Raw genomic sequence first — 12,911 nt, 5'->3', positions numbered from 1 at the left:
CGCAGCTCAGAGGCTGATCCGATTGATCGGGTCGGCCCTTTCGGCGTTTTGGGGACAACGATCATTTGGTGTCTGGCCTCATGGTGCTGCTTGACCGGCGGCCAAGGCGTGGCGGTGTCTAGGGTGGTGATTCTTGACGAACTAGCACTGGAAAAGGGCATAAAGACCACGGTGGGTCGGGCGGTCACCCTTCAAAGATCCCCCATCGGATGTCGAGGTGGCGTAGCGCCTCAAGGTGTGCACGGTGTCGAGCGCTGGTGTATGCGTACCAGGTGCTGTCTTCACGTGGGGTGAGCTGCACGACGAGGCCGTTGCCCACATGGAACTCAGTGTCAGTCGATGGGACCCATCGGTTTCGGAGAGGTACGCGTCGGAGTCCGTAGGTGAGCCGCTGCGCCTCCTCGGTGGTGAGGTGGGCGAAAGCGAGGTAAGGGCCGGCGAACGACGCTTCATACAGCGCGAAGAGTAGGAGGAACGTGCTCAGGGGATGGGGGTCGATGATCGGCTCGTCTGTCCAGTACCGATACGACACTGCCGGGTCGGTCGCAGTTGGATCGATGGCTAGAACGAAGCCGCCCTGGTTTTCGGCGCCGAATTCAAGCCAGCCATCCTTGTCCAGGCGCAGCTTGTGGAGCGGGAACAGCGGATCTTGCCTGCCGAGTACCTCCTTGCGTCCGGCCACCGTGGCATAGAACGCGGCGAGTGGTGCGGGAATCGGTATGTGCGACGCTTCTGCGTGACTCTCGTCCGTCGGCACGTCGGCGTACCAGTCGGTGACGAACTCGTGGGTCGCGGCGACGGGGTCATCCGGCAGCAGGTCCAACCAACTTGTCCGGGGTGGGGGCGGTGCAGGAAAAAGCGGCCGTACCCGGTCGAGCACCTCGAACGGCAGCACCTGTTCGAGGTGGATCTGGTACTCGATAAGCCTTTCCTCGGTGGGGTCGTAGCTGCCGCCGCAGTATTTGAGCGGACCCAACGGCTGGCAGCCCTCCCGGACGCGCACAAATCCATGTAGCGCACTTGGTGTGGTTTCCGGCCGATGCCCAGCCGTTCCCATGAGGTCGTTGTAGAGGTACGTGTGGACTTCGTCCGGGAACGGACCCGCAAGCTTGAGAAGTTCGCGATGCTGCACGGCTGTGCCGTCGGGCCGGTCACCAGGTTCGACAATGACGATGAATGCATCCGGGCCCAGCACGTAGCTTGCCAACGGCATCCGGTAGATCCGGGCTCCAAGGCCCGCCAGGGTGAGGACGTCGGACTCAGGGACGACGTCCCACCGTTCATCAGACATTGGTCGATTCCTGACTCGCTCGTCAACGTCGACGCGAAGCTAGCAGATGCCGGCACGGTGCGAGAGGCTCGGCCCGTCGATGATTACGGCGAGTTGGGGACCTTTCGGGGACCACACGTCATGCACGTAGCCGAACAACCTGCACGTCACCAAACGGCGTGCATGGCTACCTGAAGGCCGTTGAGCTGGAAAAACGCCTACTCCCACTTCCTGGGGGTCAAGGGGTCGCAGGTTCAATTCCTGTCGTCCCGACGCAGCTCAGAGGGCTGATCCGATTGCCGTTCCCTTCGTTGGGCGAGGGAGCCGAAGAGCGCCCGTTGCCGGGGCGGCGGGCGCTCTTTGCCACCTTTAGCCGCGCGGTCCGCCAGTACCGGTGCCTCAGGATTCCGCGAGGGGGATTCGAAGGAGGAACAGCGCGCCGCCCAAGTGGGACTCCTTGGCCTTCAGGGTGCCCTCATGGGCGCGGGCGATTGCGCGGGCGATGGCCAGGCCTAGGCCGGTGCCGCCGTGGTCGCGACCGCGAGCGGTGTCCAGTCTGGAGAACCGCTCGAAGACGCGCTCCCTGTCACATTCGGGGATGCCGGCTCCGTCGTCCTCGACGGCCAGTTCGGCGAAGCGCCCAACGGGCCGCACGCTGACCTCCACGACTCTCCTGCTGTGTCGCTGAGCGTTGTCGAGGAGGTTCTTGAGTAGGCGGGCGATCTGGGATCGCACGACGGTGACCAGCACGCCCGTGTCGATCCGCATCCGGGTCGGCACCCGGTCGGTGCGTTGGGAGACCTCGCAGCGGGCCAGCTCGGACAGCGACAGAGGCATCTTCTCCGTGACTCCAGACGCTCCTACCCGGGCCAGCAGGAGCAGATCGGTGATGATCGACTCCAGCCGGTCGACGTCCAGCAAGGCACCTTCCAGGAGGGAGCGCATGTCGGTGTCTTCGGGGTGCAGCCTGCCGTCCTCCAGTTGCACGCGGAGGCCGGCGAGCGGGGTGCGCAGCTCGTGGGATGCGTCGGCGACAAACTGCTGCTGCCGGTCCAAGATGGCCGCTCGAGACAGAGTACTCATGATGCGCTCCTGGTATACCGAGTACCGTATTTCGTATACCAGTTTCTCTCCTGAAATGATCGTTGTCGGTACCGCTAGCGGGCCATCCACCGTCTGCCGCGGCAAAGCTCCGTCGAAGCGCACCACGCTGAACGCCATGCACGCTTCAAGATCAGGCAATGATGAGATCAACGCCGCCCGGACCGAATTGGGGGACAGGTGACTCGCAGGTAGGCATGCAGGCCGCGCGGATCGCCGAGCAGGCCGCCTTCCCACCGGAGAGCCACCCGGGACTTCACCGCGCCACTATCACCGCGGACACGGTCGACGGCTTCTCCCTGCTCGACGACATGAGCAGCCCCGGGTTGCGTTCACGGGATTGGTGTATAAGTTCCGCTGGTAGAGGCGCGGCGTCGAGAAACGCAGGCAGCGGATATCCCCTGGCAGCGCATTCTGTGCATGTCCTTTTAGGACGTCCGGTCGGCGTACTGAGAGGCCGATAAGGGTCTTGTGTTCGTAAAAGATGTCGCTTACGTTAAGCGCTGAAAACGTGATCGATAACGATTGCAATATGGAGAGAGCGGCATGGCCGACGGCGCTGCGCCGGTGACGATGAGTGATGTGGCGCGCCTGGCGGGCGTCTCCACCGCGACTGTGTCGCGGGTGGTCAACAGGCGTTACGGGGTCAGCGCCCGCACCATCGCGCAGGTGCGTTCGGCCATCGAGCGGCTCGGCTACGAGTCGAGTCTGGGGGCGACGAGCCTGCGACGCAGCCGCACCAATGTCCTGGGTCTGGTGACCCACAGCTTCCATTCCTATACCGCCGAGGTGCTCAAAGGCGTGATGGAGGCGTTGAGTCAATCGGGCTTAGACCTGATCGTCTACGCCAACAGCGATCTCTACGGGACGTACGCGGAGGGCTGGGAGCAGCGTCATCTGGCCCGCTTGTCCGGCACCCTCACGGACGGGTGCATTGTGGTGACGCCTTGGGGCGAGGTGCGGAGCAACACTCCGGTCGTGGTCATCGATCCGGTGCGGGACTCGACGGTGCCGTCGGTGACGGCGGACAACTTAGTGGGTGCCACCACAATGGTTGAGCACCTACTGGGCCTGGGGCATCGGCGCATCGGATTCATCGCGGGCCGTTCCAGCCTCGCAGCCGCATGGTCGCGCGAGGAGGGGTACCGGAGGGCGCTGGCCGCGGCCGGTGTTCCGGTCGATCCGACGTTGATCGGCAGAGGCGACTTCAATCCCGACTCCGCGGTCCCGCTGGCGCGGGCGTTGCTGGATAGGGCGGACCGCCCGACGGCGATCTTCGCGGCGAGCGACGGGATGGCCCTGAAGGCTCTGGAGGTCGCGAAGGAGTTGGGACTCAGCGTTCCTGGCGACCTGTCGGTGGCCGGTTTCGACAACATTCCGGAGGCCGTGTCGGCCGAGCCGGGGCTGACCACGGTGGACCAGTCGATGTACCGACTCGGGTACGAGGCCGCGCGCATGCTGAAAGGGCTGGTGACCGGTGAGTGGGAGGGGCCCGATCAAATACTGCTCCCAACCCGCTTGATGGTCCGTGGCTCAACCGCACCACCGAGGACCGATACGAGCTTGTGACACACAAGCACCCGAAGGTGTATGCACCACCCAGATCCACCTGACAGCAGGTAACAAGACGAACCCGTGATGGACGGAGGTGCGGGAAACAGAAACCGACGGTACATCGACCGATAAGTCAGGCCGGCCAGTCGGGCCCAATCCGCTGCCGGCCATTGAGGAGTTCGGTATGACGTTGTCACCGTACCACGGAGCTTTACGCCCTAAGGGCGTGCACCGGCTCTTGGCGGTAGTCGCCGCCGGAGTCATGGCGATCTCGGCCGTGTTGCTCGCGCCGCGGCCGGCCGCGGCGGACACGCCGTGGCTGAATGTTTCCGAGGACGGCTACGTGTCGTTCACTGTCCCGGCGGCCTACGTCCAAGCCAACGCAGGCCAGGTGTCGCAGGTCGTCATCGAGGGGAACTTCGGCCCATCCTTCAGTTGGGCGGAGTTCGGTCTGACCCGCCGGGGCGACGCCTGGTCGGGGGTCCTCGGCCCGCTCAAGCCGGGCCTGTACTCCTACCAGGTCACCGGCGATGACACCAAGAGTCTCAAGGATCCGACGAACAGCGCCAGCGTGGCGTCCAAGCCGCTCTGGAGCACCTTCTTCGTTCCGGGCGGCTCGGCGCGCCTGCTGGCGGATGCGCCTCAGGGGCAGGGCGGCAAGGTCGAGACCCTGACCTACCGGGCGAAGGGCAATGAGCGGTCGGCTCTGGTATGGACGCCGCCGGCGTACTCGGCCAAGGGCGCCAAGGCCTACCCGGTGCTGTTCCTGCAGTCCGGTGACGGAGGAAGCGCCACCGACTGGCTCGACCTCGGTCGTGCCAAGCAGATCTTCGACAACTTGTCGGCTCAGGGCGCGATGGAGCCGATGGTGGTTGTGGTCAGCGGCGGTAGCGGGTCGGAAGACAAGGAGTTGAAGGATCTCCGTAAGGCGATCGCCGACAAGTTCCACGTTCTCCGCGACCCGGCGCACCAGGCGATCGCCGGTGTGTCCGGGGGCGGCACGCAGGCGCTGCGTGCCGCTCTCGCCAAGCCGGGTCAGTTCGCCTACGTCGGCTCGTTCTCGGGACTTCTGACGGAGAGCGTCGTCCGGGCGAACGCGGAAGCGATCAACCGCCACGTCAAGCTGATGCGCCTGTACACGGGGAACGTGACCGATCCCGCGTACAACGCGACCAACCGTCTGACAAAGGCGCTGGACCGCGCCCGTGTCAGGTATGAGTTCGACGGGGTCAACCCCGACGCCGGGGCGAACTGGAACGCCTGGCAGGAGAACCTGATCGATTTCGTGCCGCGGCTGTTCCGCACGGTGTCGGATCACGGTCCGAGCGCCGGCCACGGGCAGCTGAAGGGCGAGTTCACCCCGCCGGCGGCCGGCACCACGCCGACGCCGTTCGTGTCCGAGGGCGGCTTCGTCACCTTCGAGACCACGACGGAATTCAAAGACGCTCAGCACGTCACAGTGTGGGCGAACGACGCTCCCGGCGGGAGCTGGCTCCGCGTTCCGATGACCCGTGACGGCGACCGGTGGCGGGCGACCGTCGGTCCGCTGCAGCCGTGGTTCTACTACTACAAGTTCATCGTCGATCGGGTCTCGGTCAAGGACCCGTCGAACCCGACGAAGGTGACCTCCGAGTCCACTTGGAGCAGCTTCTTCGTCCCCGGAGACAGGGCGCGCCTGCTCTCGGAGGTTCCGGCCGGTCAGGGCGGAAAGGTCGAGAGCCTGACGTACCGAAGCACCGTGGCGAATCAGGACCGGACCGCGTTGGTGTGGACCCCGCCCGGCTACGACCCGAACCGCGCAGAGCGCTACCCCGTCTTCTACCTCCAGCACGGTAGCGGTCAGAGCTACACGGACTGGGTCGAGATGGGACGCGCCAAGCAGATCCTCGACCATGAGTTCCTCGACGGGGACCTGGTGCCGATGGTGGTCGTGATGGGCAACGGCAACGTGTCCAACTTCAACAAGGAGCTGCTGGAGAACATCGTTCCGGCGGCGCGTGCCCGCTACAACATCTCCAGCGACCCGTCGCAGCAGGCCCTCGCCGGCCTCTCGATGGGCGGTGGACAGGCGCTCGGGGTCCTCAAGGCGTACCCGGGCCAGTTCGCCTACGTCGCGGCGTTCTCGGCCGGGTTCGGCACCGGCACCGGCGTCGACGTGGCGGCCATCAACAACGGGACCAAGCTGTTGCGCCTGTATGTCGGCGACCAGACCGACTTCGTGTATCCGTCGGTCATGGCGTCCCTGCCCACATTGGACAACCTGGGCATCCACTACGAGTTCGCAGGGGTCACCCAGGGGCCCCACGGCTGGGACGTGTGGCAGAAGAACCTCATCGACCTCGCGCCGCGTCTGTTCAAGCGCTAGGTAAGCCTGTCCGGGGCGGCACCATCGGGGCATCGGGGGCCCCAGTGATGCTCGCCAAGCACGTGGGCGTGTGAACGCTCACAACAGAGATCGGCACGAGGGACAGGGCGCGGATCGTGGCATCCGTGCCCGGTCCCGAGCCGATCGCTCGGCCTCAGCGGTAGCGCACGGGCCTTTGTGCGCTGCGACCCCCCAAGGGAGATCATGTCTATGAAGAGAAAGAGCCTGATAACCGCGGCGGCCCTGCTCGCCGCCGCCGGGGCGATCGCCGCCTGCTCCCCAGACCAGGGGAAGAGCACGGCGAACGCGGGTGGGAACGACGCGAGCAGCTGCACCAACACGATCCCCAAGAAGCAACTGCCGGTCGTGACGATGTGGGGCTGGTACCCCAACACGCAGCTCGTCGTCGACAACTTCAACAAGCAGAGCAACGAGGTGCAGGTCTGCTGGACCAATGTCGGCCAGGGCGGCGACGAGTACGACAAGTTCCAGACGGCCATATCGGCGGGCACCGGCGCGCCTGACGTGATCATGATCGAGGCGGACCGGATCCCGACCTTCCAGATCCAGAAGGCGCTCGTCGACATCAAGAACTACGGCTTCGACGCTGTCAAGGCGAACTACAGCGACGGCGCGTGGAAGGACGTCTCGATCGGCGGCGCGGTCTACGGCGTGCCGGTCGACGGCGGCCCGATGGCGATGATCTACCGGAAGGACATCTTCGACAAGTACAAGATCACGCCGCCGAAGACGTGGGCCGAATACGAGCAGGCGGCACAGAAGGTGAAGGACGCCGGGGGCCCGCTGTTCGGCGACCTGGGCGCGAACGTGCCGGCCGTCATGATGGCGCTGCAGATCCAGAAGGGCGCCACTCCGTACGCCTACGACCCGGCGCAGCCCGAGTCGATCGGTATCGCGCTGAACGACCAGGCGTCCAAGGACGTGCTGGACTACTGGGGGAACCTCGCGCGGAAGGGCCTGGTCGGGACGCAGGACCAGTTCACGCCGGAATACATCTCCGGTGTGATCAACGGCAAGTACGCGACGTACATCTCGGCGGCCTGGGCGCCCGGATACCTCACCGGCGCCGGCGTCGGCAAGGGCGAGGACACCGGCAAGTTCGCGGTGGCGCCGCTCCCGCAGTGGGATTCCGCCAACCCGATGCAGGTGAACTGGGGCGGGTCGGCCTTCTCGGTGACGAGTCAGGCGAAGAACCCCGAACTCGCGGCGAAGGTGGCGTACGGCCTCTACGCCGACGACGAGTCGCTCACCGACGGCTGGACCAACCAGATCATCTTCCCGCTGAACCTGAAGGCGCTCAACGATCCCAAGTTCGTCGACCTGAAGGTGTCGTTCTTCGACGGCCAGCAGGCGAACAAGGAGGTCTACGTCCCTGCGGCGAATGCCTACACGGGCATGACCTACAGCCCGTTCGGCCAGTACTACTTCGATTCCATGACGAAGCAGATCGGTGCGGTCATCGACGGCTCCATCACCGGTGCGCAGGCGGCCGACCGCATCCAGGAGGACGTGGCGAACTACGCCAAGGAGCAAGGCTTCACCGTTCAGTAGACAACACGGGTGGGCCACGCCGGCCTCGGCCGGCCGGCCCACCCGCCACTCCCCAGCATCGACCCCCCGGAGCCCACAATGACCCTCCTGATCGAGGAGAGTGCAGCGAGCACTCAAAAAAAAGCGCACAAGGTCCGCGGCAAGGTGCGCCTCCGTGAGCACCTGATGGGGTGGCTCTTCGTCGGGCCATTCGGGATCGTCTTCCTGGCGTTGCTCATCGCGCCGCTCGCGTACGCGCTGTATCTCAGCCTCTGGCAGAAGAAGCTGATCGGCGGCACCAACTTCGTCTTCCTCGGCAACTACGTGAAGGCGTTCACCGACCCGACCTTCCTCTCCGGGGTGTGGTTCGTCGTCCGCTTCTCCCTGGTCGCCATCCCGCTGCAGATCGTCATCGCGCTCGCGATGGCCCTCATCGTGGACGCCGTGACCTCGCTGTTCACCCGGTTCTCCCGCCTCATGATCTTTCTCCCCTATGCCATTCCCACGGTCATCGGGGCGGTCATGTGGGGATTCCTGTACAGCAAGAGCTTCGGGCCGCTCACCGACATCTTCGGACTGTTCGGCGCCACCGCGCCCGACTTCTTCAGCAAGAATCTGATCTTCTACGGCCTGATCAACGTGGTCACCTGGCAATGGGCCGGTTACTACATGATCATTCTGTACGCGGCGCTCCAGGGCATCGACCCGTCGCTCTACGAGGCCGCCCGCATGGACGGCGCCGGGAAATGGCAGATCGCGCTCCGGATCAAAATCCCGCTGATCGCCCCCGCGCTGCTTTTGATCCTGGTCTTCTCGCTCATCGGCACCCTGCAGTTCTTCAACGAACCACAGATTCTGCGATACCTGGCGGCGGGCACGATCGCACCGGGATTCACTCCCAACATGTACGCCTATCAGCAGGCGTTCGCACTCGCCAACTTCAACTACGGATCGGCGATCTCTTTCGCTCTCGGCGGGGTCGTCTTCGTCTGCGTCTACGCCTTCCTGTTCTTCACCCGCAAGCGGAGGAGTTTCCTCTGATGACCGCCCGCTCCCGCACCGCCGGACGCCAAAGGCCGCAACGCCACTTCCCCCTGCAGGTGCTCCTCGGCTTCCTGGTCGTGTACTTCCTCGTGCCGTTCTGGTGGGTCATCGTCAACAGCTCCAAAGACGCCCCCGGCCTGTTCGGCGGCGGCAACACCATGTGGTTCGCCGACCGGATCGACTACGTCGAAAACCTCACGCGGCTGTTCACCTACGACGGCGGCATCTACGGCAGGTGGATCCTCAACTCCACGCTGTACGCACTGGCGGGCGGGGTCGGCGCCACGATTTTGTCCGTGATGGCCGGCTACGGATTCGCCAAATACCGTTTCGCCGGCAGGCGCTTCAGCTTCTCCGTCATGCTCGGCGCGCTGATGGTACCCGCGACGGCACTGGTGATCCCCACCTTCATCATGTTCTCCGGGCTCGGCTTGACGAACACGATCTGGGCGGTGATCCTCCCGTCACTTCTCAACCCGTTCGGCGTCTACCTGATGCACGTGTACGCGCGCGACGCCGTCCCCGACGAGATTCTCGACGCGGCGCGCGCCGACGGCGCGGGTGAGATACGGACGTTCTTCCGGGTCGCGTTTCCGCTGATGCGACCCGCGGTGGTGACCGTGCTGCTTCTGTCCGCCGTGGCATCCTGGAACAACTACTTCCTGCCCCTCGCCATGCTCTCCGACAACCGCCTTTTCCCCGTCACCGTCGGACTCGGCGTCTGGCAGGGAGTCGCCTCGGCGAACAACGCGGGCAGCACCTCCCTCTGGAGCCTCATCATCCTGGGCGCGCTCGTGTCGGTCATACCACTCGTCATCGCGTTCTTCACCCTCCAGCGACACTGGCGCGGCGGACTGTCCGTCGGAGGCCTGAGATAGGACGCGGGGTACGGCTGTACAGCGAGCACGTCCTGCAGACCGACGATGACCCGACGCTGACGGACGCACACGGCGCTGTTCAGCGCGTCGATTCACGAATCATGAGCTCGAAGGGGGCGATGTACTGGACGGTCGGGCGGAGGGGGGCGCGGATGCGCTGAGCCACCAGTTCGACAGCCCGTTCCGCCATCCATCGATGATCAGGTGCCACCGTGGACAGTGAGGGCACGGTGAATCCGGATTCGGGGATGTCGTCGAACCCGATGAGACGGACGTCCTCGGGAACGCGTAGACCGCGGTCGGCCAAACCGCGGAGGACGCCGAGGGCGACGGTGTCGGTCACCGCGACCACACCGTCGATCTCGTGGCCGGAGTCGACCAGACTGCGGGCCGCCTCGCGGCCTGCTTCCATGCTCGCGTCGTCCAGGGAGAAGAGCAGAGCCGGATCGACGCCTATGCCTCGCTCGGCGAGCGCGGCGAGATAGCCGCAGCGGCGGCGTGTCACCATGTTGACGTCATCGGACGCTCTGCCGGTGACGATCGCGATCCGGCGGCACCCTCGGTCGGCCAGGTGGTTGGTCGCGGCTTTGGTGCCTTCCTCGTTGGGCATGGCGACGTAAGCGGCCGCCGAAGTCCTGCTCACCGAGCATGACCAGGGGGTAGCCGGCTTCGGCGGGATGTTCGTCCAGCCGGTCCAGTGCGTCGAAGCAGCAGCCCCATCCACCACCGATGTAACTGGTGCCGGATGGGGCTGCCTCAAGATATGACCGAGGATGCGGTCACTGCGCTACTTGTTGGCCACCATGTGGTCGAGGTTGAACCACCCGGCGTCACCGGGACCATAGCTGACGCTAATCGTGTTGATACCCGCCGCCAACTGCACCGGAATGGTCGCGTCGCCCCAGGTATTCCAGCTCCCAGTGAGCGGGAGTGGAATTTGGTGAGGATCTCCGCCGTTTACCGACACCGATGCGCTCCGGGTGCCGGCCGGACCGTCAGGGCCGGCCGCGTAGCGGAGGTCCAGTGAGTATGTGCCTGCATCCTGGGCGACGATCCGCTGAGTCACGCTCGGCCCCCGTGAGGTGAAGCATGCGACGAAGCCCGATCCCGTATACCCGGGATGGTCCGTGGCCAGGCATGCTCCGCCGGACAGAGCTCCGTCCTCAGCCTCGCAGACGTCCCCGACCCCACATTGCAGCAACGCGTCGACAGAGTTCTTCACGGAGACGTCCTGCCCTTCGGACTTCGTCGTCGCAGCCGCCGTGAACCGGTAGTTGCCTCTGGGCAGATCGGCAGAGGTCGTCATCGTGTACTGCACAACAGTGCTCTGGCCGGAGGCCAACTTGGGCACTCTTGGGCACGCCGGCGGGCCACTGGCCGCGCAGGTGATGGTGAATCCGGGGGCCGGCTCGCCTTCCGGGGTGTAGGCGGCAAGGCTTGTTCGGACGTCGCGATCCATCTGTCCACCGCCGTTGGTGAACGTTACCGGGACTGTGTATCTGCTCCCAGGCTGCACGGTGGTCGGGGCGTCGAGAGAGATCGTCTGTGGTTCGGTCCAGGACAGATAGATACCGTAGGCGTCATGCTGCGACTCGAGGTCGAACGGCACTGTGATGGCATCGTTCTCGACCTTGACGTCTTGGCTGAAGGCAACCTGGCGCGTGTACAGGGGTGCCTTGTCAGGGATCCTGTAGACAGTGGCGTGCACGAGGCCATCGCGGACCAGCCACGGCGTCGAGGACAGTCCCTTGAACGTTACGGCCATCGGCCCGACGTATGCGCCCTGAATGTCACCGAGCAGCGCCACAGCGCGCTTCTTCGCGGGGTCCGCGGACGCGGAAATCGCGGTCGACCCGACTTGTTCGGAGGTGGAGACCAGCGTCCCGGTCAGGTCGGCATAGGTTCGCATCGCCCACCAGTTTCCGTTGGGCGCCCATCCGCTCGGGGTCTTGGTGAGCAGCCCGGTCAGGTTCGGAATGGTGCAGCAACTCCAGTTTCCGCGCATGGCGTTGGCATAGTTCGACTGAGCCAGTCGGGCGTTGTACCAGGCAGTGTCTCCGGCGGTCTGCCGATCCGCGGGCTGGTACTCGTTAGCAGAGAGGGGCCGTTGGGGGATCCCGTTGGCGTCGAGTGCGTCCGCCAGGGACTGGCCGACGGTGACCGGGTCGTCCACGGTCCCCTCATCGTGGTTGGTGATCTCGTCCGGGACAGTGTTCGCGGCCTTGACGTGGGCCAGGAAAGCCTGCCATTGTGCGGCCCGTCGCTCAGGGGTGTAGGCGAACGACGGACCGGCGATTTTCGCAGCCGGGGCGATGCGCCGGATCTCGCGGTAGGCGCTGTCCCACATTTGGAAGTACTGTGCCGTGTTGACGCCCGGTTTCCAGAAGATGCTGAGGTCGGGCTCGTTCCAGATCTCGTAGGTGAAGTCCTGGCGGGAAGCCTGGAGCCGGGTCACGGTCGCGTCGATGAACGTGATCCAGTTGCTGCAGTCGCCGTCGGTGCACGGCCACAGGGTGTTCGCCGGAGCCCCGCCGGTTGAACCGAACACATCACTGAGCAAGACCTGGTACTCGACCTTGTGTCGGGGCGGGCGCTGCAATCGCTTCGCCTCGGCGATGACCGCATCGATGTTGGCTTGGGTGCCCGGTCCGAAGGTGTACTTGTCCTTGATCCAGCCGCCCGCATACCAGCCGCCGCTGCGGTAGGCGTTAATCGTCAGCGGGTCGAGGTATTCGTCGGACGGTTGCAACCCGTCCTGCGTGATGCCGTAGAGAATGCCAAGACCCACCCCTTCGGACCGCTTCGTCTTTGCGGACAGATCGACGGTCAGCTCTTTCACGCTGGCAGAGCTGACGTTCGAGTCTGCCGTGGCGGTCTGCTGGCCGCTGACCAGCAAGGCAGCGGTAGCGAACAGTGCCCCGAGGGCTGCGAGCAGCTTTCGGCCGTTGAGGCCTCGGCCCTGGCCGTGTGCCGCAGCTGTACCGTCGGGACGCCTAATGGTGACTAAGCGTTTTGGATGAGCTGACATTCTTCCTTCTTTCGTGGAGGGGCCGACCCACATCGCGGCCGGCGGGGTCACGGTCAGCGCGAGTGCGGAGCGGGGACGGCGTGCGGCACGATCCTGCGTGCCCGCCGAGACAAGGGTGTG

The 12,911-nt window shown here is 65.0% G+C and carries 9 protein-coding genes; 5 read left to right on the top strand and 4 right to left on the bottom strand.

Going from position 1 to position 12,911, the window contains the following annotated elements; genetic code table 11:
* Window positions 1-184 precede the first annotated feature (184 nt).
* Together Pmi06nite_RS34520 and Pmi06nite_RS34515 are read right to left on the bottom strand one after the other, a co-directional pair.
* Entirely contained in the window at window positions 185-1,291 is a 1,107-nt protein-coding gene (locus Pmi06nite_RS34520; RefSeq protein WP_203957387.1) for a hypothetical protein, read from the bottom strand.
* A gap of 378 nt (window positions 1,292-1,669) precedes the next feature.
* Entirely contained in the window at window positions 1,670-2,353 is a 684-nt protein-coding gene (locus Pmi06nite_RS34515; protein WP_203957386.1) for a sensor histidine kinase, read from the bottom strand.
* A gap of 564 nt (window positions 2,354-2,917) precedes the next feature.
* Between Pmi06nite_RS34515 and Pmi06nite_RS34510 the strand changes: the two genes are divergently transcribed.
* From Pmi06nite_RS34510 to Pmi06nite_RS34490, 5 genes are all read left to right on the top strand, one after another.
* Window positions 2,918-3,940: a LacI family DNA-binding transcriptional regulator gene (locus Pmi06nite_RS34510; RefSeq protein ID WP_203957385.1), complete on the top strand. Its 1,023-nt coding sequence runs from the start codon at window positions 2,918-2,920 to the stop codon at window positions 3,938-3,940.
* Window positions 3,941-4,109: 169 nt separating this feature from the next.
* On the top strand, window positions 4,110-6,290 hold the full coding sequence (locus Pmi06nite_RS34505; RefSeq protein ID WP_203957384.1) for an alpha/beta hydrolase: 2,181 nt from the start codon (window positions 4,110-4,112) through the stop codon (window positions 6,288-6,290).
* A gap of 210 nt (window positions 6,291-6,500) precedes the next feature.
* On the top strand, window positions 6,501-7,862 hold the full coding sequence (locus Pmi06nite_RS34500) for an ABC transporter substrate-binding protein (RefSeq protein WP_203957383.1): 1,362 nt from the start codon (window positions 6,501-6,503) through the stop codon (window positions 7,860-7,862).
* A 78-nt stretch (window positions 7,863-7,940) separates the two neighbouring features.
* On the top strand, window positions 7,941-8,882 hold the full coding sequence (locus Pmi06nite_RS34495; protein ID WP_203957382.1) for a carbohydrate ABC transporter permease: 942 nt from the start codon (window positions 7,941-7,943) through the stop codon (window positions 8,880-8,882).
* Entirely contained in the window at window positions 8,882-9,763 is an 882-nt protein-coding gene (locus Pmi06nite_RS34490; RefSeq protein ID WP_203957381.1) for a carbohydrate ABC transporter permease, read from the top strand. Before Pmi06nite_RS34495 ends, Pmi06nite_RS34490 begins: the two co-directional genes overlap by 1 nt.
* A 79-nt stretch (window positions 9,764-9,842) precedes the next feature.
* On the opposite strand, the gene Pmi06nite_RS34485 is transcribed toward Pmi06nite_RS34490, so the two are convergent.
* Together Pmi06nite_RS34485 and Pmi06nite_RS34480 are read right to left on the bottom strand one after the other, a co-directional pair.
* The gene (locus Pmi06nite_RS34485; protein WP_203957380.1) at window positions 9,843-10,406 is read right to left on the bottom strand and encodes a LacI family DNA-binding transcriptional regulator; all 564 of its coding nucleotides are present in this window, start codon (window positions 10,404-10,406) and stop codon (window positions 9,843-9,845) included.
* Window positions 10,407-10,550: 144 nt separating this feature from the next.
* Window positions 10,551-12,791, bottom strand: coding sequence for a CBM35 domain-containing protein (locus tag Pmi06nite_RS34480; RefSeq protein WP_203957379.1), 2,241 nt, complete (start codon window positions 12,789-12,791; stop codon window positions 10,551-10,553).
* Window positions 12,792-12,911 lie beyond the last annotated feature (120 nt).

The organism is Planotetraspora mira (genome assembly GCF_016863275.1).
Classification (GTDB): domain Bacteria; phylum Actinomycetota; class Actinomycetes; order Streptosporangiales; family Streptosporangiaceae; genus Planotetraspora; species Planotetraspora mira.
Note: the sequence above shows the minus strand (reverse complement) of the source record. Positions and strands in the feature narration are given on the sequence as shown.

Bases quoted from the DNA above. Each gene is read 5' to 3' on its own strand.
- Pmi06nite_RS34500 (WP_203957383.1), top strand. From the start codon at position 6,501: ATGAAGAGAAAGAGCCTGATAACCGCGGCGGCCCTGCTCGCCGCCGCC.
- Pmi06nite_RS34510 (WP_203957385.1), top strand. From the start codon at position 2,918: ATGGCCGACGGCGCTGCGCCGGTGACGATGAGTGATGTGGCGCGCCTG.
- Pmi06nite_RS34490 (WP_203957381.1), top strand. From the start codon at position 8,882: ATGACCGCCCGCTCCCGCACCGCCGGACGCCAAAGGCCGCAACGCCAC.
- Pmi06nite_RS34515 (WP_203957386.1), bottom strand. From the start codon at position 2,353: ATGAGTACTCTGTCTCGAGCGGCCATCTTGGACCGGCAGCAGCAGTTT.
- Pmi06nite_RS34520 (WP_203957387.1), bottom strand. From the start codon at position 1,291: ATGTCTGATGAACGGTGGGACGTCGTCCCTGAGTCCGACGTCCTCACC.
- Pmi06nite_RS34480 (WP_203957379.1), bottom strand. From the start codon at position 12,791: ATGTCAGCTCATCCAAAACGCTTAGTCACCATTAGGCGTCCCGACGGT.
- Pmi06nite_RS34505 (WP_203957384.1), top strand. From the start codon at position 4,110: ATGACGTTGTCACCGTACCACGGAGCTTTACGCCCTAAGGGCGTGCAC.
- Pmi06nite_RS34495 (WP_203957382.1), top strand. From the start codon at position 7,941: ATGACCCTCCTGATCGAGGAGAGTGCAGCGAGCACTCAAAAAAAAGCG.